Annotated in this window: 21 protein-coding genes; 14 read left to right on the forward strand and 7 right to left on the reverse strand. The window is 68.0% G+C overall.

From position 1 onward, the window contains the following. Window positions 1-75 precede the first annotated feature (75 nt). The 7 genes from ACFVWG_RS17245 (at window position 76) to ACFVWG_RS17275 (ending at window position 8848) form a co-directional block, all read left to right on the forward strand. Window positions 76-2742, forward strand: coding sequence for a hypothetical protein (locus ACFVWG_RS17245; RefSeq protein ID WP_391544269.1), 2667 nt, complete (start codon window positions 76-78; stop codon window positions 2740-2742). After that, the gene (locus ACFVWG_RS17250; RefSeq protein ID WP_391544270.1) at window positions 2739-3638 is read left to right on the forward strand and encodes an N-acetylglucosamine kinase; all 900 of its coding nucleotides are present in this window, start codon (window positions 2739-2741) and stop codon (window positions 3636-3638) included. Before ACFVWG_RS17245 ends, ACFVWG_RS17250 begins: the two co-directional genes overlap by 4 nt. Then, window positions 3635-4303 carry an N-acetylmannosamine-6-phosphate 2-epimerase gene (locus tag ACFVWG_RS17255; RefSeq protein ID WP_391544271.1) on the forward strand — a complete coding sequence of 223 codons (669 nt, stop codon included), beginning with the start codon at window positions 3635-3637 and terminating at the stop codon, window positions 4301-4303. Before ACFVWG_RS17250 ends, ACFVWG_RS17255 begins: the two co-directional genes overlap by 4 nt. A gap of 111 nt (window positions 4304-4414) precedes the next feature. Further along, a complete protein-coding gene (gene ngcE, locus ACFVWG_RS17260) occupies window positions 4415-5797 on the forward strand; it encodes an N-acetylglucosamine/diacetylchitobiose ABC transporter substrate-binding protein (RefSeq protein WP_391544272.1) in 1383 nt (460 codons plus the stop codon). A 1-nt stretch (window position 5798) separates the two neighbouring features. Beyond that, window positions 5799-6689 carry a carbohydrate ABC transporter permease gene (locus tag ACFVWG_RS17265; protein WP_391544273.1) on the forward strand — a complete coding sequence of 297 codons (891 nt, stop codon included), beginning with the start codon at window positions 5799-5801 and terminating at the stop codon, window positions 6687-6689. A gap of 12 nt (window positions 6690-6701) precedes the next feature. Continuing rightward, on the forward strand, window positions 6702-7607 hold the full coding sequence (locus ACFVWG_RS17270; RefSeq protein ID WP_391544274.1) for a carbohydrate ABC transporter permease: 906 nt from the start codon (window positions 6702-6704) through the stop codon (window positions 7605-7607). Continuing rightward, window positions 7604-8848, forward strand: coding sequence for a hypothetical protein (locus ACFVWG_RS17275; protein WP_391544275.1), 1245 nt, complete (start codon window positions 7604-7606; stop codon window positions 8846-8848). Before ACFVWG_RS17270 ends, ACFVWG_RS17275 begins: the two co-directional genes overlap by 4 nt. On the opposite strand, the gene ACFVWG_RS17280 is transcribed toward ACFVWG_RS17275, so the two are convergent. From ACFVWG_RS17280 to ACFVWG_RS17290, 3 genes are read right to left on the reverse strand one after another with little or no spacing between them, the layout of a single operon-like run. After that, on the reverse strand, window positions 8845-9783 hold the full coding sequence (locus ACFVWG_RS17280; protein WP_391544276.1) for a cyclase family protein: 939 nt from the start codon (window positions 9781-9783) through the stop codon (window positions 8845-8847). The two genes, ACFVWG_RS17275 and ACFVWG_RS17280, sit on opposite strands and share 4 nt — an antisense overlap. A 14-nt stretch (window positions 9784-9797) precedes the next feature. Then, entirely contained in the window at window positions 9798-11861 is a 2064-nt protein-coding gene (locus ACFVWG_RS17285; RefSeq protein ID WP_391544277.1) for a YhgE/Pip family protein, read from the reverse strand. After that, window positions 11858-12478, reverse strand: a complete 621-nt coding sequence (locus ACFVWG_RS17290) for a hypothetical protein (RefSeq protein WP_391544278.1) — start codon at window positions 12476-12478, stop codon at window positions 11858-11860. Before ACFVWG_RS17290 ends, ACFVWG_RS17285 begins: the two co-directional genes overlap by 4 nt. Window positions 12479-12537: 59 nt before the next feature. Between ACFVWG_RS17290 and ACFVWG_RS17295 the strand changes: the two genes are divergently transcribed. Then, window positions 12538-13149 carry a TetR/AcrR family transcriptional regulator gene (locus ACFVWG_RS17295; RefSeq protein WP_391544279.1) on the forward strand — a complete coding sequence of 204 codons (612 nt, stop codon included), beginning with the start codon at window positions 12538-12540 and terminating at the stop codon, window positions 13147-13149. Here ACFVWG_RS17295 and ACFVWG_RS17300 read toward each other — a convergent pair. Both ACFVWG_RS17300 and ACFVWG_RS17305 read right to left on the reverse strand, forming a co-directional pair. Continuing rightward, window positions 13130-14689 (reverse strand): molybdopterin-dependent oxidoreductase, encoded by a 1560-nt coding sequence (locus ACFVWG_RS17300; protein WP_391544280.1) that lies wholly within the window; start codon window positions 14687-14689, stop codon window positions 13130-13132. The two genes, ACFVWG_RS17295 and ACFVWG_RS17300, sit on opposite strands and share 20 nt — an antisense overlap. Window positions 14690-14809: 120 nt before the next feature. Beyond that, window positions 14810-15337, reverse strand: coding sequence for a MarR family winged helix-turn-helix transcriptional regulator (locus tag ACFVWG_RS17305; protein ID WP_132171411.1), 528 nt, complete (start codon window positions 15335-15337; stop codon window positions 14810-14812). A gap of 208 nt (window positions 15338-15545) precedes the next feature. On the opposite strand from ACFVWG_RS17305, the gene ACFVWG_RS17310 reads away from it, so the two are divergent. From ACFVWG_RS17310 to ACFVWG_RS17325, 4 genes are all read left to right on the forward strand, one after another. Further along, window positions 15546-16280: a hypothetical protein gene (locus ACFVWG_RS17310; RefSeq protein ID WP_391544281.1), complete on the forward strand. Its 735-nt coding sequence runs from the start codon at window positions 15546-15548 to the stop codon at window positions 16278-16280. Then, on the forward strand, window positions 16265-17659 hold the full coding sequence (locus ACFVWG_RS17315) for a hypothetical protein (RefSeq protein ID WP_391544282.1): 1395 nt from the start codon (window positions 16265-16267) through the stop codon (window positions 17657-17659). Before ACFVWG_RS17310 ends, ACFVWG_RS17315 begins: the two co-directional genes overlap by 16 nt. Before the next feature lie 44 nt (window positions 17660-17703). Continuing rightward, complete coding sequence (locus ACFVWG_RS17320; protein WP_391544283.1) at window positions 17704-18477, forward strand: metallophosphoesterase family protein; 774 nt, start codon at window positions 17704-17706, stop codon at window positions 18475-18477. A 66-nt stretch (window positions 18478-18543) separates the two neighbouring features. Then, window positions 18544-20469 carry a hypothetical protein gene (locus ACFVWG_RS17325; RefSeq protein ID WP_391544284.1) on the forward strand — a complete coding sequence of 642 codons (1926 nt, stop codon included), beginning with the start codon at window positions 18544-18546 and terminating at the stop codon, window positions 20467-20469. Here ACFVWG_RS17325 and ACFVWG_RS17330 read toward each other — a convergent pair. Further along, complete coding sequence (locus tag ACFVWG_RS17330) at window positions 20392-21252, reverse strand: haloalkane dehalogenase (protein ID WP_391544285.1); 861 nt, start codon at window positions 21250-21252, stop codon at window positions 20392-20394. The two genes, ACFVWG_RS17325 and ACFVWG_RS17330, sit on opposite strands and share 78 nt — an antisense overlap. 68 nt (window positions 21253-21320) lie before the next feature. Between ACFVWG_RS17330 and ACFVWG_RS17335 the strand changes: the two genes are divergently transcribed. Then, entirely contained in the window at window positions 21321-23444 is a 2124-nt protein-coding gene (locus ACFVWG_RS17335) for a hypothetical protein (RefSeq protein WP_391544286.1), read from the forward strand. A gap of 28 nt (window positions 23445-23472) precedes the next feature. On the opposite strand, the gene ACFVWG_RS17340 is transcribed toward ACFVWG_RS17335, so the two are convergent. Then, window positions 23473-24102 carry a GNAT family N-acetyltransferase gene (locus ACFVWG_RS17340; protein WP_391544287.1) on the reverse strand — a complete coding sequence of 210 codons (630 nt, stop codon included), beginning with the start codon at window positions 24100-24102 and terminating at the stop codon, window positions 23473-23475. Window positions 24103-24150: 48 nt separating this feature from the next. Here ACFVWG_RS17340 and ACFVWG_RS17345 point away from each other — a divergent pair, with 48 nt between their 5' ends. Continuing rightward, entirely contained in the window at window positions 24151-25077 is a 927-nt protein-coding gene (locus tag ACFVWG_RS17345; protein WP_391544288.1) for a hydroxymethylglutaryl-CoA lyase, read from the forward strand. The last annotated feature ends 45 nt before the right edge of the window (window positions 25078-25122 follow it).

A 25122-nucleotide genomic window follows, 5' to 3' on the forward strand; every position in this document is an offset into this window, starting at 1 on the left:
CACCGTGGACCGATCTGCCCCAGTGGTCTACCTGAGGTGCTTTACCGGCTGCCCTCGGTCGGGGACAGTAATGCGGTGACCGCATCTGCGCCTGTCGCCGTGATCGGGCCGCCGGAGCCGGCCGCCGCGTTCACGGCCGCCCTCGACCAGGCAGGCCTCGCCTCCGTCCGGTACGACGCCCTGCCCGTGGACCTCTCGCCGTACCAAGCGGTGATCGTGGTGGCCGCCGGCTACCCCGAACCCGACCGCCTCGACGTGACCGGCCTGGCCGACTACGTGCGCGCGGGCGGTTCGGCGTACGTGGAGTTCGCCCTCGACGACACCGGCTTCCTCCCGCAAGGCGAGCTGCGCACCGCGCACATCGAACGCATCTTCACGACCGCCGCGCTGCCCGGGATCGAACCGCTGCACCTCCTCGACGAGCACTCCTCGCGCGCCCAGCAGGTGGTTGCCCCCAGCAACGCTGTCGAGCTGTGCAGCTACGGCTCGGTCGCCGGGACCCACGAGGCGGTCTTCGGCCCGTCGGAGGTCACCTTCCCAGCGCTGCTCGACATCCCAGCCGGCGACGGCCGGCTGCTCTACGCGACGACCGCGCTCAGCCACCACATCAAGGGCCGCTACAAGCCGGTACGGCGTTGGCGTCGCCTCCTGCAGGTGATTGTCGGGCAACTGACCGGCGTACAGCTTGCCGAGGACATCGAGGTGTTCACCGAGCCGCGGGTCTGGGTCGCCACTGGTGAGCCGGTCAAGCTCGTGGTCCGCTCGGACACCAAACCACCGGCCTCCGACCTGGAGCTGGCCGAGACGCAACCCGGCCGGTTCGAGTCAGATCCGCAGTACCTGGCCGATGGCGAGCACACCTTCGCGGTCGGCGACCACCACGTCACCGTCGCGGTCGGGCCGCGCGCGGAACGGTACCGCCGGATGGTCGACCGGGCGATCGCCTGGTACGACCGCGCCGGGATGTTCTACGACGCACCGGACGGCTCGAAGGGTGTCGCCGAAGGGTTCTCCAACGAGATCGATGCCGACGGCAAGCTTCCGTTCCGGCCGGTACCGCGCGGCGACTGCTTCACCCAGACCGCGCACGCGTTCCGGATGTACGCCGACCTCGCCGACTTCCCGCGCGGGAAGACGATCGCCGCGAACCTGATGCGGCTGGTCGTCGAGGAGGAGCAGCTCACCGACCGCAACCAGCTCTTCGGCTCGTTCGAACCGCGAGGTGCGCGGACCGACTTGACCGGTACCAACAACTTGTTTGCCGACGACAACGGCTGGATCTCGCTGTTCGCGCTGATGTCGGGCCACACCGAGTCCGGTCTGCGCGGGGTCGAGGCACTGATCCGTACGTCGAGCGCCGAGCTCGGTCTGCAGGTCGATCCGTGGCGGACGCCGTCCACGCTCCTGGTCAAGGGATGGGAGGAGATCTCGCAGTCGCCGATCTGGGACGGGCTCGACCTCACGTCGCACTGGCAGAGTTCGGCGCAGAGCGCCTATCTCTACGCCTATGGCCTGACCGGCGAGCAGCGCTACCTCGACACGGCCACGCGCGGGCTCGATCACATGGCGCGGCAGCACCCGCGAGCCCGGTTGGAGACGAGCCGGACGTGTGAAGCCGGGCGCTTCCTGCTGCCGCTGGTCGGCGCGTACCACTACACCCGCAAGCCGCTGTACCTCGAGACGATGCGGTCGCTGGCCGGCTACCTGAAGAGCAGGCAGGGCCCGGACGGCGGGTTCGCCGAGTGGGACGGGAAGTGCCCGCCGAGCAACGAGGCGTACGGCGTGGACGAGGCCTCGATCTTCACCGTCAACGGAGACAGCGTCACGGACCAGCTGTACGGGACGCCGTTCGCGGCCTGGGCGCTGCCGCTGGCGTACCGCGTGACAGGCGAGCCGGTGTTCCAGGAGTTGGCGCACGGTGTGCTCGACTACTTGAGCCGGATCCAGATCGACGACCCGGACGACGAGCAGCTCGACGGGACCTGGCAACGCGCCTTCGACTTCGACTCCTGGGAGTACTTCGGCTCGAACGCCGATCTCGGTTGGGGCCCGTACTGCGTGGAGACCGGCTGGTCGGTCGCACCGTCGATCATCGGCGCGATGCTCTACCTGACCGGCGACACGTTCTTCCCGCCGCCCCCTGAACCCGGTGCCGGTCTGTCCACCCTGCCCGCGTCGATTCGGGCGGAATTCGACGCGATCCAGGCTGGGCAGCCGGTACCGGTCCACTTCGCGCGTCGCGAGGATGGCCGGGTGATCCGGACCCAGGACGGCGTACAGGCAGTGCTCGGGGACTTGATTGCCGCCGGGGAGCCGGTCTGGGCGCGCAACGAACCGGTCGGGTCCTACGAGATCTACGTCCGCGGCGCCGACGGTCACCTGCACCACACGTATCTCGACGACCGCGTCGGTCAGGGCCGCTGGCAACAAATCGGCGAGCTCACTCTGGCCGACGAGCCCATCGCCGCGTTCAACCCGGGCGCCAACGCGATCGAGGTCTACGTCCTGGGCGAGGACAGCCACATCCACCACTGCTCGATGATCGACGTCCGCGGCGGCCACACCCCGTGGGAGCAGGTCGGCACCTTGCACTTCACCGGCTCCCCAGCCGTCATGTACGACGAAACGCTCGGTACCGTCCGCCTGGTCGCCAACGACACCGCCGGCCAGGATCGCCGTACCCACAAGGTCAACCGCTGGCACCTGCCGTGGCAGGACTACTCCCACTGGATCACCGCATGAGCATCAATGTGGCGATCGACGGTGGCCAATCGGCCCTCCGCCTTCGTGTCCTCCCAACGGGTGAAACAGGCACCGGCCCCGGCTACATCCACGGTGCCGACGCCGCCGACCACATGCTGGAAGCGATCCGCGAAGCAGTCACCGAGGCGGGGGTGGGCGAAGCCAGCATTGGCGTCGCAGCGCTTGGGCTCACCGGGTTTCCCGCAGCAGCACCGGGGGCCGCGGAGGCGTTCGCCGTACGGGTTCGCGACCTGCTCGATGCGGACGAGGTGCGGCTGACCCAGGACATGGTGACGGCCCACGCGGGTGCTCTACCTGCTGGGTACGGCGTAGTGGTTGCCGCGGGCACTGGGTTGGTGTGCCTGGCGGTCGATCGGGACGGTAGTTGGCACAAGCTCGACGGTCACGGGTACCTCTTCGGTGATGCCGGGAGCGCTTTCGCGATCGGCCGAGCCGGGCTGGCCGCCGTACAGAAGGCAAGGGACGGTCGTGGGCCGGGGACCAAGCTGGCCGAGACCACACTCGACCCCGTCACGCTCTACCGATCGCCAACGCTGGTCGACGACGTGGCGCGGTTCGCTCCCGACGTACTGCGGTGTGCGGCCGAAGGCGATGTAGTTGCCAACGGCATCTTGACCGGCGCGGCCCAAGACATCGCCGAGACGATCGATGCCGCGGTCAACAAACTGACCGGAACCGGCCCGGTCCCGGTGGCCTGCGTCGGCGGATTGTTCGCCGGTGCCGGAGACCAACTGCTCGGCCCGGTCCGCGCGCTACTGACCGCACGAGCTCAGCTGATCGAAGCTGCCGGCTCAGCGCTGGACGGCGCCGAGCGCCTGGCGACCAGCGATCCCGGACCCTATACCGCCCTCACCGTCATCCAAAGGAAGCTATGAGAGTCCTTGCCCCGGGCACCTTGGTGGTGTCCTGCCAGTCTGCCCCCGGCAATCCGCTGCACGCTCCGGAGTCGATGGCCCTGATGGCGCGCGCCGCCGAGGCCGGTGGCGCCGGAGCGATCCGCGCGAACGGCGCCGCCGACGTGGCTGCGATCCGCGCTGTCACCGACCTCCCGATCATCGGGATCAACAAGGTCGGCGACCCGGCCGGGGTGTTCATCACCCCGACCTTCGAGTCCGCCATCGACGTCGTCCGGGCCGGCGCGGACCTGATCGCCCTGGACGGCACGCTCCGCCCGCGCCCCGACGGACAGCGGTTGGACCAGCAGATCACCCGCATCCACGCGGAGCTCGGCGTACCGGTTCTGGCCGATGTGGACACCCTCGAGGCCGGGATCGCAGCGCGTGACAGCGGTGCCGACCTGGTCGCCTCGACGCTGTCCGGGTATACCAATGGCCACACTCCGAGCGGACCAGACGTCGAGCTGGTCCGGCAGTTGGTGGCCAAGCTGGACTGCCCGGTCGTTGCCGAGGGCAGGGTTCGTACGCCGGACGACGTCCGTGCCGTGTGTGATGCGGGCGCGTACGCCGTCGTGGTCGGCTACGCGATCACCAATCCGATGGACATCACCGCCCGTCTGGTCAGCGCGATCCAGGTTTCATAACCCATCGGAGTGGTCTACTCCACCTTGTCGATCCAGGTCGAATGCTCTTCCGCAGTCCGGTCGCGCGGGCGTATCCATGTCCCAACCCATCCCCTGGAGAGGACGCGTCTCATGAGCACAGACGGCAAGGTCGACCGCCGTACCCTTCTCCGCGTCGCGCTCGCCGCGCCTGCCGTCGGTGCGCTGGCGTCCTGTGCGAAGCCCGTTGTGGACAAGTCGGCACCCGCGCAGTCGGTCGGTGCGAAGGTCGACGGCAGCAAGGCGCTGGAGTTCGTCAACTTCGACGGCGGGTACGGCAAGAAGTGGACCGAGATGCCACTCGACCTGTACCGCAAGGAGTTCCCGCAGGCCGACGTGAAGCTGAACAGCATGCAGCAGCTCCAGCAGCAGTTGCAGCCGCGGTTCATCCAGGGCACCCCGCCGGACCTGATCGAGAACGTCGGCCTCGACGGCGCCGCCCTGGCTGCGAAGAAGCAGGTCATGGACATCAGCGCGCTGCTCGAGATGGAGGCCTACGACCAGCCGGGCGTGAAGTTCAAGGACACGCTGCTGCCGGGGGTCGCCGAGGCCGGCGTGTACGACGGGGTCAAGTACGAGATGCCGTACGTGATCGGTACCGGCGGCATCTGGTTCAGCCAGAAGCTGATGGACGATCACGGCTGGACCTACCCGAAGACGTGGCCGGAGATGCTCGCGCTCTGCGAGGAGATCAAGACGACGACGAAGATCGCGCCGTGGACCTACCAGGGCAAGTACCCCGGGTACCTGACCAGCCCGATGCTGATGACGGCGTACAAGGCGGCCGGTCCGGAGCTGAAGAAGAAGATCGACAACCTGGAGCCGAACGCCTGGCGTGACCCCGCGCTGATCCAGGCCGCCGAGGGCTACCAGGAGCTGGCCGCGAAGGGCTACCTGCTGGAGGGCTCGCAGGCCATCGACCACAAGCAGTCGCAGGCCTTCTGGGCGAAGGGCCAGGCCGTGTTCATCCCCTGCGGTGGCTGGCTGGAGAACGAGTCCGGCCAGGACGCGCCGAAGGACTTCGCGATGACGATGATGCCGGTGCCCGGCTGGTCGAAGGACGACAAGGCGCCGTTCGAGACGCTGACCGGCGGCCCCGGCGGCGCGCTGATCGTGCCCGCGCAGGCCAAGAACCCGCAGGGTGGACTGGAGTTGCTGCGCATCATCCTCTCGAAGAAGTGCATGCAGAACTTCGCCGGTCTGACCAACTCGCCGGTGGTCGTGAAGGGCGGCACCGACGGCGTCAAGCTGACCCACGCCGCCGAGTCGATGCAGAAGGCGATCGCCGCGGCCGGTTCGAACATGTTCACCGACTGGGGGTTCCGGCTCTGGTACAAGAAGCTGCTGGACAACTCCGACGGCGCGATGGCGGCGCTGATGAACCGTGAAGTGACGCCGGACGAGTGGAGCAAGAAGATGCAGAAGTACGCCGACGCCACCGCGAAGGACCCGTCGATCAAGAAGTTCCACGTCTGACATGCACCACGGTAAGTACCGCTTCGTCATCGGCCTGCTGCTGATCCCACTCGGCCTGTACGCCGTGTTCGTGGTCTCGCCGTACGTGCAGGCCTTCCCGATCGCGTTCACCGACTGGGAAGGCCTGTCGGCGACGTACGACTACATCGGGTTCGACAACTTCGTCGCGCTGTTCCACGACGAGGTGTTCTGGACGGCGATGCGGCACAACCTGTTCCTGCTGGTCAGTCTGCCGACGATCATCGTCACGCTCTCGCTGTTCTTCTCCGCGGTGCTCAACCACCGCGGCGGAATCCCGGGCGCGAAGGTCTACAAGATCGTCTACTTCTTCCCGGCGGTGCTGTCGATCGCGGTGGTCGGCGTGCTGTGGCAGTTCATCTTCGAGCCCCGCGGCGGTCTGCTGAACGGGTTCCTGCGTGCGGTCGGCCTGGACGCGCTCGCTCAGTCGTGGCTGGGTGACGGTGACACCGCGCTCGCCTCGATCATGGCGGTGGTGGTCTGGGGCGGTGTCGGGTTCTACGTGGTGCTGTTCACCGCGGCGATGGCGGCGATCCCGAAGGAGCTCTACGAGGCCGCACTCCTGGATGGCGCCGGATCCGTGCAGGCGTTCTTCAAGATCACGCTTCCGCTGATCTGGAACACCGTCCAGGTGGCGATCGCGTTCCTGGTGATCGGTGCGCTCGACCAGTTCGCGCTGATCAAGGTGCTGTCGGTCGGGCCGGGCGGCCCGGACAACGCGACCCAGGTGATCTCGCTGTACATGTACTCGAACGCGTTCACGTACGGGAAGTTCGGGTACGCGTCGGCCATCGGCGTGACGCTGTTCCTGCTGAACATGATCCTGACCCTGCTCACGTTCCGGCTCACCCGCCGCGAGCGAGTCGTCTACTAAGGAGGTGCGTTGATGGCCACAGTCACAGAGCCGCCCCGGGTGGACCTGACACCGCTCTCCGGTGTGGAAGAGCCTTCGATGCCGCAGAAGGTGGGCGGCCGGTTGCTGGGTGGGGCGACCCAGGGCTTCGCGCTCGTATGGGGCGCGATGGTGCTGTTCCCGCTGCTCTGGTCGCTGGTGAGCTCCTTCAAGACCGACTCGGAGATCTTCCAGAGCCCGTGGAAGCTGCCGGCGGTCTGGCACTGGGACAACTTCAGCCGGGCCTGGGGCGAGTCGCACATCGGCCGCTACTTCTTCAACAGCCTGGTCGTGGTGACCTGCGGCGTCGTGCTCTGCCTGCTGCTGTCGGCCGCGGTCGCGTACGTGCTCGCGCAGTTCGAGTTCCCGGGCAGCAAGGCCCTGTACTACGTCTTCGTCGGCGGCATGGTGTTCCCGGGGTTCATGGCCCTGGTGCCGTTGTTCTTCGTCGTCCAGAACCTCGGGCTGATGAACACCTATCTCGGCCTGATCCTGGTCTACGCGACCGGCGGGATGTCGTTCTCGGTGTTCTTCCTGACCGCGTTCTTCAAGACCCAGTCCAAGGAGCTCGCCGAGGCCGCGCTCGTCGACGGCTGCTCGCACTGGGGCGTGCTGTTCCGGATCATGCTGCCGCTGGCCCGGCCGGGCCTGGTCAGCATCGGCATCTTCCAGTTCCTCGGGATGTGGAACGAGTACCTGCTGCCACTCGTTCTCAACACCGACGAGAGCCGCTTCCTGGTCACCCAGGGCCTGGCGAACATCGCCGTCACCCAGGGATACCACGCCGACTACTCCGGTCTGTTCGCCGGACTCACGATCTCGATCCTTCCGGTCCTCGCGGTCTACCTTGTCTTCCATCGGCAGATCAGTGCCGGTATGACCGCAGGAGCCCTCAAGTGACGGATCTACTGCTGGCCGCGACGTCCCTGGACGTCACACCGCCGCCCGGCCACAACCTGGACGGCTACGCCGCCCGCACCGGGCCAGCGACCGGTAGCGCGGATCCGCTCCGCGTATCCATCATCTGGCTCAGTACGGCGGATGCTCCCGGCGTGCTGTGGTTGACCCTGGACGCGATCGCGGTCGGCGCGGAGCTGACCGCTGAGCTGTCCGCAGCGGCCGGACGCGCCGCCGGTATCCCGGCAGAGCACGTGGTCGTGTCGGCCTCGCACACGCACTCCGGTCCGAGCGGCTGGACCGGTCAGATCCACCCGGTGATTCCGGCCGAGCGTGAGCCCGAGCTGTACGAACCACTCGTCTCGGCGGTAGCGAACGCCGTACTGACTCGGCAGCCGGCGGTGGCGTCGTGGCGGTCGGTGGAGGTGACTGGGGTTGGGACCAACCGGCATCGCGAGGACGGGCCGCACGACAACACAGCTGGGGTGCTCGCGCTGCACTCGCCGTCTGGATCGCTGCAGGCCGTGCTGCTGGACTTCGCCTGCCACCCGACGACGTACGGGCCGGAGAACCTGTTGTATTCGGCTGACTGGCCCGGTGCGGCCCGGGCTGCGCTCGGATCAGCTGTGGTCGGCTACCTGCAGGGTGCCGCCGGTGACGTCAGCCCACGGTTCACTCGGCAGGGACGTGGGGCCGCAGAGATCACCAGGTTGGGTGAGCTGCTCGCAGCGCGAGTGCGCGAGGCACTGGCCGAGCCGGGGCTCGAACTACCGCAGGTGGCACCGTCCATTCGCCGTACGACGCTGCGGCTGCCGGTGCGAGCCCTACCGACCGCGTCGGACGCCGCAGCGATCGTCAGAGCCTCTGAGCAGGCCATCCGCTCTGGAGTGGACGACCCGTCGGCCAGGATCACGCAGACCCGCCTCGACGGCGCCCGTGGGCAAGCACTGATGGCTGCGGCCGACCTGCCCGCCGAACTCGACCTACCGGTCAGCGTGGTCACCTTGGGCGACGTCTGCTGGGTGAACCTGCCCGTCGAGCTGTTTGCGCTCCACGGCGCGGCCCTGCAGGAGAAGAGCAGCTACTCGGTCACTCGGGTGGTCGGCTACACCGACGGCTACTTCGGGTACGTCGTCGACGCGACCGCGGCCGAAGCAGGTGCGTACGAGGCGCTGATCACCTACTTCGATCAGCCGACCACCAGTCAGCTGCTGACCGAGACGGCCGCCTTCGTCAACGGCTAGAAGGTGGCGATCGGGTTCACCGGACTGCCCGACGTACCGGCGAAGCGGACCGGCGCGACGGCGAGCTGGAAGTCCCACTGACCGAGCTCGGCAGCCGTCGTCGCGCACAGCTCCAGGTCGCAGTTGTCGAGCATCCACAGCCCCATCGCGACGAGGCTCACCGCGTGCACCGGCATCAGTACGTCGTCGTACCCGGACGGCTGCACGTCCTGGGGAGTGTCCGCGCCGATCAGTGCGACACCCCGCTCGTGTAGCCACGGCAGACAGGACGCATGCCAGCCTGCCTGCTCGATGCCGCCGGACGGGCCAGACTCGTGCCTAGCGCGGCCGTAGCCGGTCCGCAGCAGTACCGCGTCACCGGGCTGCACTCGCACACCCTGGCGACGCTCAGCCGCCTCCAGGTCCTCGGGGAACACGCCCTCACCGGCCTCCAGCCACGGCACGTCGCGGACTGCGGCAACGTCCAGCAGGACCCCACGCGTGACGATGCCGTTCGCTGCGGCCGTCACGGCCGCCCACGCCGATCCGGTGTCGGCGTCGACCAACGAGTGCGACCGCCCGTTGTACATCTTGCCGTCCCAGAAGATGTGGCACGGGGAGTCGAGGTGGGTGATCGTGTTGCCGTGGAAGAAGATGCCGAGCCGCTCGTTCGAGAAGCCCCAGCGCCGGTCGTTGTGGAACGCGGTCGGCATGTGCTCGGCACCCGGCATCTCAGCCGCACACGGGCACGCGTTCGTCGACCGCTCCATCTCAGCCGGTACGGCGACCTCCCAGCCGCACGAGACGCTCCGGCCGTGGCGCACGGCCTGAGCCGCCGCCCGCCGGACGTCGTCGGTGATGTGGTTCAGCGTGCCGAGCTCGTCGTCGTCGCCCCACCGTCCCCAGTTCGACAGTGTGTCGAAGTACCCGAGTACGTCGTCCTGCGTGGGCTTCATGCCGTTCTCCTCCGTCAGAGCGCGAGCTCCGGCTGAAGCTTCTTGGCCGGCCACACCCGCTGCTTACGAGCAGCCAGGGTAGATGCCGCCAGGGCTACTGCGAACCAGGCCGCGAGCGCCAGCAGGTCCTTGCCGAGCGATGCGGTGGAGCCGCCGTACATGAGGTGGCGGACGCCGTCGATCGCGTAGCTCATCGGCAGTGCGTGGTGGAAGAAGTACAGCGGTGCGGGGATGGTCTGCCAGGGGAACGTGCCGCCTGCGCTGACCAGCTGGATCACCATCATCACCAGGCCGAGGAACTTGCCGATGGCACCGAACCACGAGGCCAGTGCGTGCAGGATCGCCACGAAGGTGACCGAGGTCAGGATCAGGAAGCCGGCGGTCAGCCACGGGTGTGCCGCGTGGATACCGAGGCCGAGCGTCACTGCGCCGAAGACCAGCGTCGCCTGGATCGCACCGAAGATGGCCGGCGGCAACCAGCCACCGAGCGCCACCCGGAACGGCGACTGCAGTCCGGCCAGCGCCCGCGGGGAGAGCGGGCGCACCAGCAGGAAGAGCACGTAGGCGCCGATCCAGCAGGCCAGGCAGAGGAAGAACGGAGCCAGACCGGCGCCGTAGCTCTCGGCCCGCGCCTGGGAGATGTTCTGGAGGCCGACGGGCGCGCCCAGGGTCTCGGCCACGGCCTTGCGCTGCTCCGCGGTCGGGTTCGGGATCTCCTTGACGCCCTTCTGCAGCCCAGTGTTCAGCTGAGTGGCGCCGTCCTTGAGCTTCGTCATGCCGGTGGCGAGGCTGTTCACGCCGTTCAGGAGTTGGCCCTGCCCGGTGACCGCCTGCTTCTCACCACTCGCCAGCTGCTGCGCACCGGAGTTCAGCGTGCCCAGTCCGGTGTTCAGCTGACTGGCTCCGGTGTCGAGCTGCTTGGCGCCGTTGGCCGCCGTACTGATGCCGTTCGTGAGGGCCGGAGTGGCCTTGGCCAGGGCGGCCGCGCCGTTGGAGACCTTGCGAGCGCCACCGGCGAGCTGGTTGAGCTGTGCGGACGTGGACTGGATCTTGGTGTTCGCCCGGACGACCGGACCGCGCAGCTTGGCGGTCTCGGCCAGGATCAGGTTGATCTGGTGATTGCTGAGGCCCTGTGCCTTCAGACGGGCAGCAAGGGTCTTGTCGAAGGCCTTGAGGTCTCCGACCAGAGCGTTCGACGCGGTAGCAACCTGGCGGCCGACACCGGCGATCTTTTCGTTGCCGTCGGCCACCTGGTCGGCGCCGTTCGCCAGAGCCTTGGTCTGCTTCGGCAGGCTGGCGGTCTTGGACTTCAGCGTGCCCAGACCGTCGCTGAGCTGGTCAGCGCCGTTCGCGAGCTTCGTAGCGCCCTGCTGTGCTTGAGCGGTGCCACCGGCCAGCTTCGTCGCGCCAGCTGACAGCTGCTGCTGGGCGGTGTTGAGCTGGCCTGCGCCGGTCTGCAGCTTGCCGACGCCGGTGGACGCCGTGGTCAGACCATTCTGGAGCTGTGCGGCACCCGAGGCGGCCTGGCTGATCTGGCCGTGGATCTGGTTGAACCCGGCCAGCAGCTTGCTCGCCGCGGTCTCGCTGACCTGGGACGCGACAGTCTTGGTGACCTGGGCAACGACCTGGTTGGCGATGGTGTGCGCGATGTAGTTGTTCGCGTCGTTGGTGAGCAGCTCCAGGTTTGCCTGCCGCGGCTTGAAGTCCGCACTGGAGGCCAGGTCCCCGGAGAACGACTTGGGCAGCACCAGGGCGAACTCGTACTTGCCCTCCGACACACCCTTGGTCGCCTCGGCCCGGTCGACCCGGTGCCAGCCGAAGCTCTTCGACTTGACCAGCTCGTCGGCCACCTGCGGTCCGACGTTCAGCTTCTCGCCCGTCGCCAGCGTCGTGCCATCGTCCTCCACCACGACCGCAGTGGGGATCTGGCCGAGCCGGCTGTACGGATCATGGTTCGCGTAGAGGTACAGGCCGCCGTACAGGACGGGCACCATCAGCAACGCGATCACGGCCAGCTTGGGCAGTCGGCCCGCGGTCAGGCGCCGCAGCTCACTCAAGGCCATCCGGAGCGCGGTCACGCCTTCATCTCCTCAACTTGATCAGCGGGTACGTCGAGCAACCGGGCGGAGGTATCTGCGCACGTGATCAGGACTGCGTAGCCCCGCTCGGCCAGATCCTGGCCCACGGCGTACCACTCGTGCGGATCGCCACCATGGCGGTCAGGCATGGTCAGAATGACGACCTTTACCTCAGGCCGGGCCACCGTCAGCTCAGCGAGCAGTCTGGTGCGCGCAGCGACCGGGAGGTGCTCGAAGCGCTTGTCAGCGTGCTCCGCCTCACCGTGCTCGTCCAGCCACGCCAGCACGGCCTTCCGGCCGGCCTTGTGGCCAGCCATGGCCAGCTCCTCGCCGACAACCGTCTGAACCGGCAGTGCGTCGTCCGGCTCGGTGATGCCGGGCGCATCGACGATGGCAACCTTGCGACGCAGCACGGCGGGGTCGGTGTCGCCTTGGAGCGTCACCACACCGGCATCCGCCTTGAGCCGCCCGGACAGCGCCAGGGCCGCCGCCACGTGGCCGGCACCGGGGTATCCGGTCAGCAGGATCACCTGCTTCTCGTCGACCGTCACTGACATGTTGCTCAGCATCGGCGCGTGCGGACCCTGCACGGTGACACCGCTGGCCTCGAGCTGCATCGCTGTTTACCCCAGTTCAATACGTTTGTGTATTCAATACAGAACTGTATCCTACTCCTATGGAAACACCCAAGCGCAGTCGTACCGCCACTCGGGCCCGCCTGCTGGAAGGCGCGCTCGAAGTCTTCGCCGAGCGCGGCTTCGCCGGCGCCTCGGTCGAGGACATCTGCGACCAGGCCGGGTTCACCCGAGGCGCCTTCTACTCGAACTTCGGTTCCAAGGACGAGCTTGTCCTAGCGTTGTTCCAGGCAACGACCGACAGGCTGCTCGAGCAGATCGAGGCGCTGCTCCCCGACCTGGCCAATCAGCCCGGCACGCTGCTGGACGCCGTACTGGGCCTGCTGGACAAGGCGCTTGGGGATCAGCGGCAGTGGCATCTGATCTCGACCGAGTTCACGCTGCACGCGTTGCGCAATCCCGACGCGGCGCGGGCGTTGACCGAGCAGCGGGCGATGTTCCGGACCAGCCTGACCCGGTTGGTCGAGGAGATCTCGGCGACCAGCGGTGTGACCTTCAGTGTGCCGCCGGAGCTGTTCGTGCGACTGATCATCGCGCTGCATGAGGGTGCGCGGTCACAGAGCCTGCTGGAGCCTGCCAGCGTGCCGGCCGGATCGCTCGAGCAGGCCTTCCTGCCGATCGTGCTCGCCGCGGTCAGTCGACCTTCACGCTGATCGTGTGCAGGCCGGTCGACCCGTCCGGGGCCGGTGGTGCGGTCGCCTCGACCTGCGGCGTGCCCTTCGCGTCGGTCGCGCGGACCTGCAGGATGTGCGTGCCGCGCGGCGCGTCCCACGTCCAGTGCCACTGCCGCCAGGTGTCGGTCGACGCGTCCGCGGCCAGCGTGGTTTGTTGCCAAGGGCCACCATCGACGCGGACCTCGACCTTCGACACCCCGACGTGCTGGTCCCACGCCACCCCGGCCACGGTCGTCGGCCCAGCGGTCACCTTCTTGCCGAGCGGTACGTCGATCCGCGACGACAGCTTGATCGGCCCGAGCGCCGACCAGCCGCGCGGCGTCCAGTACGCCTCGAACTGATCGAACCGCGTCACCTCGATATCGACCAGCCACTTCGTCGCCGACACATATCCGTACAGCCCCGGTACGACGATCCGCACCGGGAACCCGTGCTCGACCGGCAGCGGCTCACCGTTCATCGCGAACGCGAGCATCGACTCGCGATCGTCGAGCAGCGTGCTGAGCGGCGTACCGGCGGTGAAGCCGTCCTTCGACGTCGACTGGATCGCGTCGGCGTCCTTCGACGGCCCGGCCTCTTCGAGCAGGTCCTTCAACAGCACGCCGCTCCACAGCGCGTTGCCGATCAGGTCACCGCCGACCTCGTTGCTGACGCAGGTCAGGGTCACCCACTTGTGCACGACCTGCCGCTTCAGCAGGTCGTCGAACGTGAAGTTCAGTTCCTTGTCGACCATGCCGTGGATCCGCAGCTTCCAGTCCGACGGTGCGATCTGCGGGACGGCGAGCGCGGTGTCGATGCGGTAGAAGTCCTCGTTCGGCGTCGCCCACGGAACACCACCATCGACCTGTACGCCGGGCGGCGGGTCGAGGGTCGGCGGCTTCGGGAGCGACAGGCCGTTGCGGGCCTCGGCGACCGCGGCGCGGTTGCCGCCGATCACCTTGCCGAGGGCACCGATCGCGGCCGAACCGAGCGCGACCCCGGCCGACAACTGCAGGAAGCCCCGGCGGCTGACACCGTCATCGGGGAAGTCGAGGAGCGGTTCGAGGCGTGAGGTGTAGAGGCGCAGGATGCCGAGCGCGACGAGGCCGGCGACCGCGGACGGGACGAACCCCGTTTGGCCGGAATCCGCGCGAGTCATTGCTGCGGCCACGGCCACCCCGGCCAGTACGACGACCACGAGTGCGCCGGCCCAATAACGCCGTACCGCAAGAATCCCGCCCACGGCGGCCAGCGCCAGCAGGACGATCAGGATGCCGGCGCGGAGCGCGGTCTTGTCGTGCGTGCCGAACACGGAGATCGCGAATTCCTTCAGCCACGGCGGCACGCGGTCGATGAAGGCCGAGCCGATCGCGACCACGGGGGTCTGTGAGGTGCCGAGGATGCCGGCGGCCACGCTGCCTGCCGCGAGGCCGGCGAGGGCGGCCAGGACACCACCGATCGCACCACGCCATCGCGTCGCGCGACGGCCGTCGGTGCGGCGTTCGATCTGTTGCTCGCGCTCGGCCAGCTGTTGGTTCACGTCTCAACCATGACGCGGAGGGGCGCTCGACACCAGCCGAGCGCTCCATCCGTTAGTTCCGGGTAATACGTTGAAGTTGTTCTTGCTGGTTTACTGCTCGCCGCTAGGTGTGCTGCTGCGTCAGAGCGCGGGCCGGCCGTTCGGCCAGCGACGTGCGTTGTCCCGGACCCGGCGCAGCTTGCCGAGCACGACGTCGCGCTCGTCGGACAGCTGCGACATCCACAGGCTGTCGATCTCCAGGAGGTGATCCGGCAGTGCTTCGCGCAGCCGCCGCTTCCCCTCCTCGGTGAGCACCGCGTACGAACCGCGGGCATCGTCAGGACAAGGCTCACGACGAACCAGGCCGAGGTTCTCGGCACGGTCGACGAGCCGGGTGATGCCGCCGGTGGTGACGGTCAGCTCCCGGGCCAGGGAGGTCAAACGCTGCTTCTCCCCGTGACTGCGGGCCAGCCGCAGCAACAGTTCGAACATTGCCATTTGCAGACCACTGCGCTTGAGAGAGTGCCGCATCAACTGGTCCAGCTCGGCTGCGGCTTCGCGCAGCAGACCGTAGGCCGTGATGACGTCGCTCTCCCAGGGTTCCGCGGCGCGGGTGGGTTCTGCATCGGCGAGCGCTAGGGGCGAGCAAAGCGAAGGCGCGATGGTCATGCGCGGACTCTAGTAGCTGACTAGTTCACTTCGCTACACGGGGTGACCTATTGGCTACAGATCGACCGGGACTCGCAAACTTCCTGAGCGTAACCGAGCACCTGTCCAGACCAGTTCGGCGGGTGCCTGTGGATAACTTCCGCGGCGATCGGCCGATTTTTGCAAGCCTTGTCCCAGCAGGTTGTCCACCTTTGATCGGGGGCTCGGGATGAGCGAGAACGAGAGCACTACGGGGTTCGGGCCGGGTTTCATCGCCGCGTGCATCGTGATCGCCGCGGTCGTCGCGTGCGGCGTCATCCTGCTGGTCAGCGGGGACGCCACCGAGTCTCAGGCGGCACCTGCACCTCCGCCTGCACCTGCGCCGGCGACGCCGAGCCAAGTGGTGCAGCAATCAACTTCCCCGGCGGCTGGGTGCTCTCTGGCGGCTGGTGACCAGGGACTTCCCAGTACGGCGCCTGCTGCCGACAGCTGGGAGGTGAGCCGGCGAGTGGTGGTTCCCCGGTCGGCGGTCTTCGGACCGGCGGCGACGGACTCCGACGGGTTCCGGCGGTGCTTCGCTCATTCGCCGACGGGCGCGGTGTTCGCGGCGTACAACGTGCTTGCTGCGCTGGCGGATCAGACCAAGGTGGCGGCGACCGCGCGCAAGCTCATGGTGCCCGGTCCGGAGACCGATGCCATGCTGCGCGACCTCGCCAAGGAGAAGCCGTCGACAGACTCGGAGCCGACTCAACTGGCCGGGTACCGCGTGCTCGCCGCCAACCGCGATCAGGTGACGGTGATGCTCGCCGTACCGGTCGAGCAGCAGTGGGTGAGCCTCACCGTGACGATGGTCTGGCACGACCACGACTGGCGGCTCCAACCACCACCGCCGGGTGATGCCGTCGGTGCCCCGTTCGTCCAGGTGCGCAGTCTCGCCGACTTCGTGAAGTGGAGTGGTCTCTGATGTGCGGAAACTTCGAGGTCGGCTGTCAGATCAAGGAAGGCTTCCTCTCGGTCGCGCAGTCCGGGGTGGATGCGATGGCTCGCCAGGTCGCTCAGGCCGCGCTCGACTCGATCCACGCGATGGCGTCGTTCTGGCTGAAGGTGCCGACGGCAACGATCTCGTACGAGTCCAAGGGCTGGACGAATTCCGGCCCGGTCGAGTACCTGCAGCACAGCACGCTCAGCGTCGTCGGCGCGGTCTTCACGATCGCGATCATCATCGCGGGCCTCCGCACTGCCTGGGAGCAGCGCGCCAAGCCGCTGCAGGAGTTGCTCAAGGCAATGATGTTGTTCGTGCTGGTCTGCGGCGCGGGTTCGGCCATGCTGCAGGCGTTGAGCAGCTGGTCGGACGACTTCGCGCTGTACATCGTCCAGGACGCCTCCGGAGGCAACGTCGAGGAAGGCTTCAAGAGCGTCGTCGCGAACGGCGGTTTCACCGACGTCGGCGTGGCCTCCGGACAGGTCGTGATGTCGATCGGGCTGACCGTCACGGTGATGCTCGCCTCGCTGATCCAGATCGTGCTGTTGCTGATCCGGTCCGCGATGCTGGTGCTCCTGGCCGGGACGTTCCCACTCGCGGCCGCCGCGACGAACACCGAGGTCGGGCGGACATGGTTCCGCAAGTTCTGTGGGTGGTCGCTGGCATTCATCGCCTACAAACCGGCCGCGGCACTCATCTACGCGGCCGCGATGAAGCTCAACCAGGGCGCCATGATGCCCGGCGACAACCAGCTGGTGCGGGCGATGACCGGGATCATGCTGCTGATGCTCGCCGTGTTCGCGCTGCCTGCGCTGCTGCGCTTCGCCGTACCGCTCACTGCTGCTGTGGCCGGGGGCAGTGCCGCGATGGGTAGCTCCGTCGCGGACCCGGGTGGACTCGCTACCGGTGCGATCAATGTCGGTCGCGCCAAGCTGGGCGGGTCCGGTGGTGGCGGTGCGGGTGCTGGCGGTGGCGGTGCTACGGGCGCGCAGACCGTGGGCAGCGCGGGACTGGGTGCAGCGGGTGCGGCACTGACGGCGGCCCGCAAGGCCGGTGGTGCGGCGGCTGGTGCGGCCTCGCACTCTGCGGGCGAGAGCGGGGGTGGCGGGAGTACGCCGAGCTCCTTCGGACCGCGCAGCTCCGGTCCTAGTGGTTCGGGTGGGCGCGGGTCATCGGGTGGTGGTCGCGGTGGTTCATCCGGGGGGTCGTCCGGTGGTTCTTCTGGTGGCAGCCGCGGTGGCGGTCGCAGTGGTGGCGGCGGGGGGCCTTCCGGGTCGTCGGGTGGGTCGTCCAGCTCGCGGGCCTATGCGACCACCGGATCCTCCTCCTCCGAGTACGACGGTCCGGCGGGTAGCTGGTGAGAAACGATTTGCCGTGGACCGTCCGGGCTTGAACGATGGCGGGCATGCAGCTCGAGCGGATCGCCCTCATCTCGGACGTCCACGGCAACCTCACCGCACTCGAAGCAGTCCTCGCGGACATCGAGGCCCGCGGGATCACCCGGATCTTCAACCTCGGCGACTACGTCGGCAAGGGCCCGCGCGGCCAGGCGGTGGTCGACCGCTGCCGCGAGGTCTGCGAGGTGAACATCCTCGGGAACTGGGACGACTTCCTCCCGGACCCGGACCGCGAATGGCCGGCCGGCGGCAGCATGCTCTGGTGGCATGACGAGCTTCGCGAAGACCAGCGCACCTGGCTGCGCAATCTCCCGTTCTGTCACGACTTCCAGCTGAGCGGCCGGCAGATCCGCATCTTCCACGCCTCCGCGACCACGGTCCACCATCGCGTCTACTTCGACCACGACAAAACGGCGTACCAGGGCATGTTCGAGAACACCCCAGCCACCGGCGACGGTCCGCTGCCGACCGTGGTCGCCTACGGCGACATCCACGACGCCTACTACGAGTGCGACTTCGGCGGCACCCTCATCAACGTCGGCTCGGTCGGCAACAGCCTCCAGGACCCGACCCCCGTCTACACGATCCTCGAAGGCGGCCCGGACGCGACAGCGCCGTTCTCCGTCCAGTTCGTCCGCGTCCCGTACGACGCCCCCGCCGAACTGGCCATCGCCCGCGAACTGGGCGCTCCCGAACTCGACGGCTACGAGGCCGAGATCATCCACGGCATCTACCGAGGCACCCTCTACGCCGGCAAAACCCCCACCTACCACCGGGACTGACGGGCGTATCCCCTTGTCTGCAAGGCGGATTTGGCTCGTTACCGTTTTGTGACTACAGTGGAACACATGTTCGATTTCGATGGGGACCTCACGGATCTCTCCAACCGCGACCTGCTCGAATCGGTCGCGGACCACATCGCGTTGTCCAACCGTTGTGACACCCGCGTCTTCGAACACGCCCTCGTGTACGCCGATCGCTTCCACCCCGACCATCTCCCCGACGCGGTCCGGCCCGGTCGCCGTGTAGCCGATGGCCGCGAGCGTGCCGTTGTGTATGGCGGTGAGGGCTGCCCGCCGGTCGCGGAGTTCGCGGTCGACGAGTTCGGTGTCGTGATCGGTGTCTCGCCCCGGGTCGCGGCCCGCTACATCGGCAACGCTCTCGGGCTACGCCACCGGTTCCCACAGACCTGGGCGAAGGTCCTGGCCGGCGAGGCCACCGCGTGGAAGGCCGCCCGGATCGTCGACGACTGCACCGACCTGTCCGAGGAAGCCGCCCGATATGTCGATGCCCGGGTCGCCGGCCTGATCGACTCGATCACGCCGGGCCAGCTCGCGCGGATCGTGCGCGCCGCCAAGTACCACGCCGACCCCGACCAGGCTCGTGCCCAGGCTGCTGAGAAGGCCCGTGAGCGCGGAGTGTTCACCGGTCAGGCCGACGAGCACGGCACCGCGACCATGTACATCCGTGCCGGGGCCGGCGACATCAAACGCCACAAGGTGGCCATTCGAGCCATCGCCGATGCGTTGAAGGACATCGGTGACCCCCGCACCCTGCAAGCCCGTCAAGCCACCGCCGTCGGCATCATCGCCGACCCCCGCTACCACCAAGAACTCCTAGCCCAAGCCGCCAACCACCCCCGCCACACCACCAACACCCCCGCAGAACCGAACGCCACGCAACCCGCCTCCACGCCGAGCCCCGCCTCCGCCCGGAGTTCTGCCTCCGCCCCGAGTCCTGCCTCCGCCCCGGGTCCTGCCTCCGCCCCGAGGGGAGCCTCCGAACCCAGGCCTACGCCGGACTCCTCACCTGCTCCAACCTCCACGCCAAGCCCGGCCCCCGCGCCTGCTGTTGCCACGCCCACCGGTGGCTCTGGAGTCCCGCCGGCTGTCGGTCGGCGGGCGGGTGGGGGTGCGCCGCTCGTGGACGACCCCGTCGCTGCCCCAGCTCAAGACCGGCGCGACCGCTGGCACGAACCCAGCCTGGAAGACGAGGCCGACCGCGACGCACCCCACCCCAGCACCAGCGACCTGCCCGACCCCCTCGACAACCCACCCACAGACCCGGGCGACGGCGGCGAACCACTCGACGCCGAAACCCGGCGCGCTCTCGCTGCCCGCCTGGCCCAAATCAGGCATGACGCCTACAACAACCCCAGCACCCCGGGCACGTCAGGCGTTTCCGCGCGCCCCGGCAAGACCGAGATCTATATCCACCTCACCGACCACACCCTGGCCACCGGCACCGGCGTTCTGCGCGCCGAAACCATTGGCCCGCAGATCGCCGACCAGCTCACCGAACTCATCGGATACGCCCCCTACACCGTCAAGCCCGTCATCGATCTCAACCAAGCCGTCAGCGCCAACGCCTACGAAATCCCCCTCCGCATCCGCGAACACGTCAAACTCACCCACCCCGTCGAGCTCTTCCCCTACGGCACCCGCGAAACCACCAACACCCTCGACCTCGACCACATCCACCCCTACGACCCCCTCGGCCCACCCGGCCAAACCAGCACCGACAACCTCGCACCGCTGAGCCGCCACGGCCACCGGGTCAAAACTCACGCCCGCGGCTGGACCGTCCACCGCCTCAACCCCACAACACTCGAATGGACCACACCCCACGGCTTCACCTTCCACGTCACCCCCACCGGCACCCACCGAATCACCAAAGACCCACCAGGCGTTTCCCGATCAGGGGGTCAGGCGGCCGAGCCAGTCGGTGAGTGCCGCGACGATCTCGGTCGGGCGATCCTCAGGGAGGAAGTGTGAGCCTGGCCCGAGGTCGACGATGGTGAGGGCTTGGCCGTGCTCGCGGCACCAGGCGACCTCGGCCGGGCCGATCACCGCGCCGGGCGTCGCGTGGAGCAGGAGCTTCGGGAGGTCCGGGTCTGCGATCACCGACTGGTTGGCGGTGACGATCGCGGCGACGTCGGCGGGTACGCCCTCGATCGGGATCTCCTGCGGCCAGCGCCAGACCGGCAGCCGGGCGGCGGGATCGCGGTACGGCGCGCGGTAGGCGTCGAGCTCCTCCTGACTCAGGGTGCGGAGGATCCCGGCCGGCAGCACCTCCTCGACGAAGAAGTTCTCCTGGATGATCAGCTGTTCCCCGACGCCGGGGGTGCGCAGTTTGTGGAACAGCTCCCGGCCGCCCTCGTCCAGGTCGCTCCACCGGTCGATGGGGTGCAGGTGGCCCTCGAGAAACGCGACACCGCGGACCCGGTCGCGGAAGCGTCGCGCGTAGTCGAGAGCGATCACGGCACCCCAGTCGTGCCCGACCAGCGTGAGTTCGGACAGCCCCAACGTTTCGACGAAGGCTTCAACGAATGACAGATGGTCGACGAGACGGTAGTCGATCGCGGGCTTACCGGAATCGCCCATGCCGATCAGGTCGAGCGCGATGCACCGCCGGCCCGTTCGGGCCACCGCACCGACGACTTTTCGCCACAGGTACGACGATGTGGGGTTCCCGTGCAGGAAGAGCACAGGATCACCGGCGCCCACTTCGACGTACTGGAGCCAGCTCCCTAGCACCTCGACCCTGGCCGACTTCACCGTCCGATCGTATTCGAGCGAGGTTTCATCGGTGGTCCGGTCGGCGACGGCGTGCTCGAATTCCTTGCATGACGGACGATTCCAGCGCGACGCCCACGCCGACGATCGCCCGCCGCGGACTTCTGAAGCTCGCCGCCGCGGCCGGCATCCTGCCTTTCCTGCCCGCCACCACAGCTCTCGCGAAGACCACGCAGGCGATTGCTGCCCCTTGCTCGCCGTTGCCGATCATCTCCGGTCCGGAGTTCCCGATCGGCGCGTTCTGGCCGCCGTCGATGCAGACGCGGTTCAACCTGCTGGAGCGGTTCCAGGAGATGAAGGATGCCGGGTTCACCTTCTCCTTCGTCGGCGCGAGTGACGACGACAAGGAAGTGCCGTACGTCCACAGCACGCTCGACCTCACCGACCAGGTCGGGCTGAAGGCGCTGGTCGTCAACTGGCCCGAGAAGGCGTTGGAGCGGCGCGAGGAGTTCACCCGGCATCCGTCGTTCGCCGGCTTCCGGCTGACCGACGAGCCGCAGGCCAGCGAGTTCCCGCGGTTCGCGGCCGGCTCGGCCGCGCTGCGTGCGGCGGCCCCGAACCTGCTGCAGAACATCAATCTGCTCCCCGACTTCGGGGGCTGGCGGAACTACATCCACGAGTTCGCCAGTACCGTCAAGCCGCAGATGCTGTCGTACGACCGCTATCCGTTGATGGACGACGGTAGCGACTTCGGCGGCTACTGCGCCGAGTGGCAGGAGTTTCGCGCGGCCGGTCTGGGTGCTGGGGTGCCGACCTGGATCTACATCCTTTCCGTCCCGCACTGGCACTACCGGTCGCCATCGGCCGCCGAGCTCGCATGGCAGGTCAACGTCAGCCTGGCCTACGGGTGCAAGGGCATCCAGTACTTCTGTTACTGGTCGCCGGAGCCGCCGCCAAGCTATGGCCCCGCACTGATCGACTACGAAGGCAATCGGTCCCCGATCTACGACTACGCCAAGACGCTGAACACCACCTGGCTCGCGCCGGTCGGTGCGGAGCTCCTACCGCTCGTGTCGGAGCGCGTGGTGCACGCGAACGGATCGGTCCCGTCCAGCGTGCAGCCCTTCACGCCGGATACGTTCCTGACCGGCACCTCCGGCAACCCTGTCGTTCTCGGCAGCTTCCGCAGTAAGGACCGGAAGCCGCGGACCAGGTGGTTGCTGGTGGCGAACTGGTCCCACTCGGCGTCCGCGCAGGCCACCATCAACGTGAACACGGCAACGGTGACTGGTGTCTCGCGCTTCGACCCGGCGACCAAGACCTACACGGCCCAGCCGGGCGCGGCCTCGATCACGGTCTCGCTCGCCCCCGGCGCGGCCGCGCTCTACCGACTCGACGCCCCCGGTGCCTCACTCGATCCGCAGGCACAGGTCATCCTGGCTTCGGACAGCGCGGTGCACCACGCGATCCAGCAGGCCAACGACAGCTGGGACGGCCCGAACGCGCTGGGTGGCCCGGCCTGGCTGGTGGCGGCATCCGAGTTCAACGGTGCGTTGAACGTGATGGAGATGACCGGCGACGCGATCTATCACCGGGTGCGTGCCGTCGACGGCAGCTGGAGTACCCGGAACCTGTTCGGCGAGCTCAGAGGTGTGTCGTCGATGACGGCCGCGGTCGTGCTCGGCTGCCTGCAAGTGGCCTTCGCCTCGGGCGGGGTCGTCTATCACCTGATGCAGTTCCCCGACGGCCGCTGGGACGGCCCGAACCGGCTCGGCGATGCCGCGAACCTGGTGGCCGCCACCGAGTTCCACGGCACCTTCCACATGATGCAGGTCGAGGGTTCCGGACGGATCTATCACCGGGTCCGGAACGGCAACGGCAGCTGGAGCTCGCGGAACCTGTTCGCCACGATGAGCGGCATCACCTCCGTCGCCGTCACCGTGGTCGGCGACGAGATGATGGTCGTCATCGCCGCAGGCGGCCAGCTGCACTACGCGATTCAGCACACCGACGGCAGTTGGCAATTTCCGACTGCGACCGGCGATCCGGCCGATCAGGTCGCGGCGTCCTCGGCAGGTGGCGAGCTCCAGATCACCGCGATCTCCGCTGGCCAAGCCTTCACCCGCCGCCGACACGCGGACGGCTCGCTGGCCCCGAAGGTCGCCGTACCGGGAGCTCCGGCCAACCTCACCACTGTGGCCGCCGCCGGCCGCTCCCCGGAGCACTGCCCCTAAGTTGTACTGCCCATAAAACTGTGCTGTCTCAGAAGAAGAGGATCTCCGAGCCGACGATGCGATAGCCGGCGGCGAGGAAGGCGCGGAACGACGCGGCGTTGCCGGGCGTGACTTGCGCCCAGAGATGCGCGTCGGCAGGGATCAGGGCACGAGCAGCCTGCGCGAGCCGGCGGCCGTGCCCTTGACCTTGTGCGGACCCCGGGACCTCGATCGCGCACTCGAGACGTCCGGCCACGCCGCGCCCGACGATGACGACGCCGCCGTACGGATCGACGTACGCGCGAACGTCGTCGCGATACTTGAGCGCCCGGACCAGCCGTGGGTGATCGCTGCCGGTCAATTCTTCGAGATCAGCCAGTACGGCGGGCTCCGGGAGCGGCGGCGCGAGGAGCATCGCGTCGAGGCAGTGCGCGTGCCGGCCGGTCGCTTCCGCGAGGGCGGTGAGGAACGGCGGGGAGACGGGCTCGACCATGTCCTCGGGCGTCAGGCGGTCGGTGACCCAACTGGCGTCGACTTCGGCGGCGACCACGATGTGCCCGGTGAATGCCATCACGCAGGACTCCCGCGCGGACGGTGGTGAGACAACCGTCACGCCGAGATCGGGATCCGGGAAGGTGCCGCCTTCGACGCGGCGCAGAATGTCAGCCAGAGTTGTCATCACGAGCCATTGTGGTGGGGTACCCCACCGAACGCACGGAGGCGACACATGCGGACACCGCAGCTGGTGCAGGCCGACGGGCTGCCCGACGAGGTCACGATCTACGAGGTCGGGCCGCGGGACGGGCTGCAGAACGAGTCGGCGATCGTCGACGTCGAGGTCAAGGCGGAGTTCATCCGCCGGCTCGTCGACGCCGGCCTGCGCACCGTGGAGACGACCAGCTTCGTGCACCCGAAGTGGGTTCCCCAGCTCGCTGACGCGACCGAACTGCTGGCCAAACTCGACCTGCCGGACGACGTCCGCGCGCCGGTCCTGGTCCCGAACGAGCGCGGTCTCGACCGCGCCCTCGCCAGCGGAGTCCGGGAGATCGCGATCTTTGCCAGTGCCACGGAGACCTTCGCCGCGAAGAACCTGAACTCGACGGTCGACGAGCAGTTCGCGATGTTCACTCCGACCGTCGAGCGAGCGCTGGCTGAGGGTTTGACCGTCCGCGGCTACGTGTCGATGTGTTACGGCGATCCGTGGGAGGGCGACGTACCGATCGATCAGGTCGTCAAGGTCGGCGCCCGCCTGGTCGACCTCGGCTGCCATGAGCTCTCCCTCGGCGACACCATCGGCGTCGCGACCCCCGGCCACGTCACCGCCCTGATCGCCGCCTTCACCGCGGCCGGTGTCAGCACTGACAAGCTCGCCGTGCACTTCCACGACACCTACGGCCAAGCCCTCGCCAACACCCTCACCGCCTTCCGTGAAGGCGTCACCACGGTCGACAGCTCCGCCGGTGGCCTCGGCGGTTGCCCGTACGCCGAGTCCGCCACCGGCAACCTCGCCACCGAGGACCTGCTCTGGCAGCTCGACGGCCTCGGCATCAAGACCGGCGTCGACCTCCCCAAGCTCGTCGAGACCAGCGTCTGGATGGCCGAAAGGCTCGGCAAACCTTCCCCGAGCCGCGTCGTCCAAGCCCTCGCCGGCTGACATTGCACGTTCCTGCAAGGATGGGCGGAAGTAGACCACTTTGAC

The sequence above is a fragment of the Kribbella sp. NPDC058245 genome, assembly GCF_042882005.1.
Lineage (GTDB): Bacteria > Actinomycetota > Actinomycetes > Propionibacteriales > Kribbellaceae > Kribbella.

Coding starts and splice junctions, on each gene's coding strand:
- ACFVWG_RS17250 (WP_391544270.1), top strand. CDS start 2,739: ATGAGCATCAATGTGGCGATCGACGGTGGCCAATCGGCCCTCCGCCTT.
- ACFVWG_RS17255 (WP_391544271.1), top strand. CDS start 3,635: ATGAGAGTCCTTGCCCCGGGCACCTTGGTGGTGTCCTGCCAGTCTGCC.
- ngcE (WP_391544272.1), top strand. CDS start 4,415: ATGAGCACAGACGGCAAGGTCGACCGCCGTACCCTTCTCCGCGTCGCG.
- ACFVWG_RS17265 (WP_391544273.1), top strand. CDS start 5,799: ATGCACCACGGTAAGTACCGCTTCGTCATCGGCCTGCTGCTGATCCCA.
- ACFVWG_RS17270 (WP_391544274.1), top strand. CDS start 6,702: ATGGCCACAGTCACAGAGCCGCCCCGGGTGGACCTGACACCGCTCTCC.
- ACFVWG_RS17280 (WP_391544276.1), bottom strand. CDS start 9,783: ATGAAGCCCACGCAGGACGACGTACTCGGGTACTTCGACACACTGTCG.
- ACFVWG_RS17290 (WP_391544278.1), bottom strand. CDS start 12,478: ATGCAGCTCGAGGCCAGCGGTGTCACCGTGCAGGGTCCGCACGCGCCG.
- ACFVWG_RS17295 (WP_391544279.1), top strand. CDS start 12,538: ATGGAAACACCCAAGCGCAGTCGTACCGCCACTCGGGCCCGCCTGCTG.
- ACFVWG_RS17305 (WP_132171411.1), bottom strand. CDS start 15,337: ATGACCATCGCGCCTTCGCTTTGCTCGCCCCTAGCGCTCGCCGATGCA.
- ACFVWG_RS17310 (WP_391544281.1), top strand. CDS start 15,546: ATGAGCGAGAACGAGAGCACTACGGGGTTCGGGCCGGGTTTCATCGCC.
- ACFVWG_RS17320 (WP_391544283.1), top strand. CDS start 17,704: ATGCAGCTCGAGCGGATCGCCCTCATCTCGGACGTCCACGGCAACCTC.
- ACFVWG_RS17325 (WP_391544284.1), top strand. CDS start 18,544: ATGTTCGATTTCGATGGGGACCTCACGGATCTCTCCAACCGCGACCTG.
- ACFVWG_RS17335 (WP_391544286.1), top strand. CDS start 21,321: ATGACGGACGATTCCAGCGCGACGCCCACGCCGACGATCGCCCGCCGC.
- ACFVWG_RS17340 (WP_391544287.1), bottom strand. CDS start 24,102: ATGACAACTCTGGCTGACATTCTGCGCCGCGTCGAAGGCGGCACCTTC.
- ACFVWG_RS17345 (WP_391544288.1), top strand. CDS start 24,151: ATGCGGACACCGCAGCTGGTGCAGGCCGACGGGCTGCCCGACGAGGTC.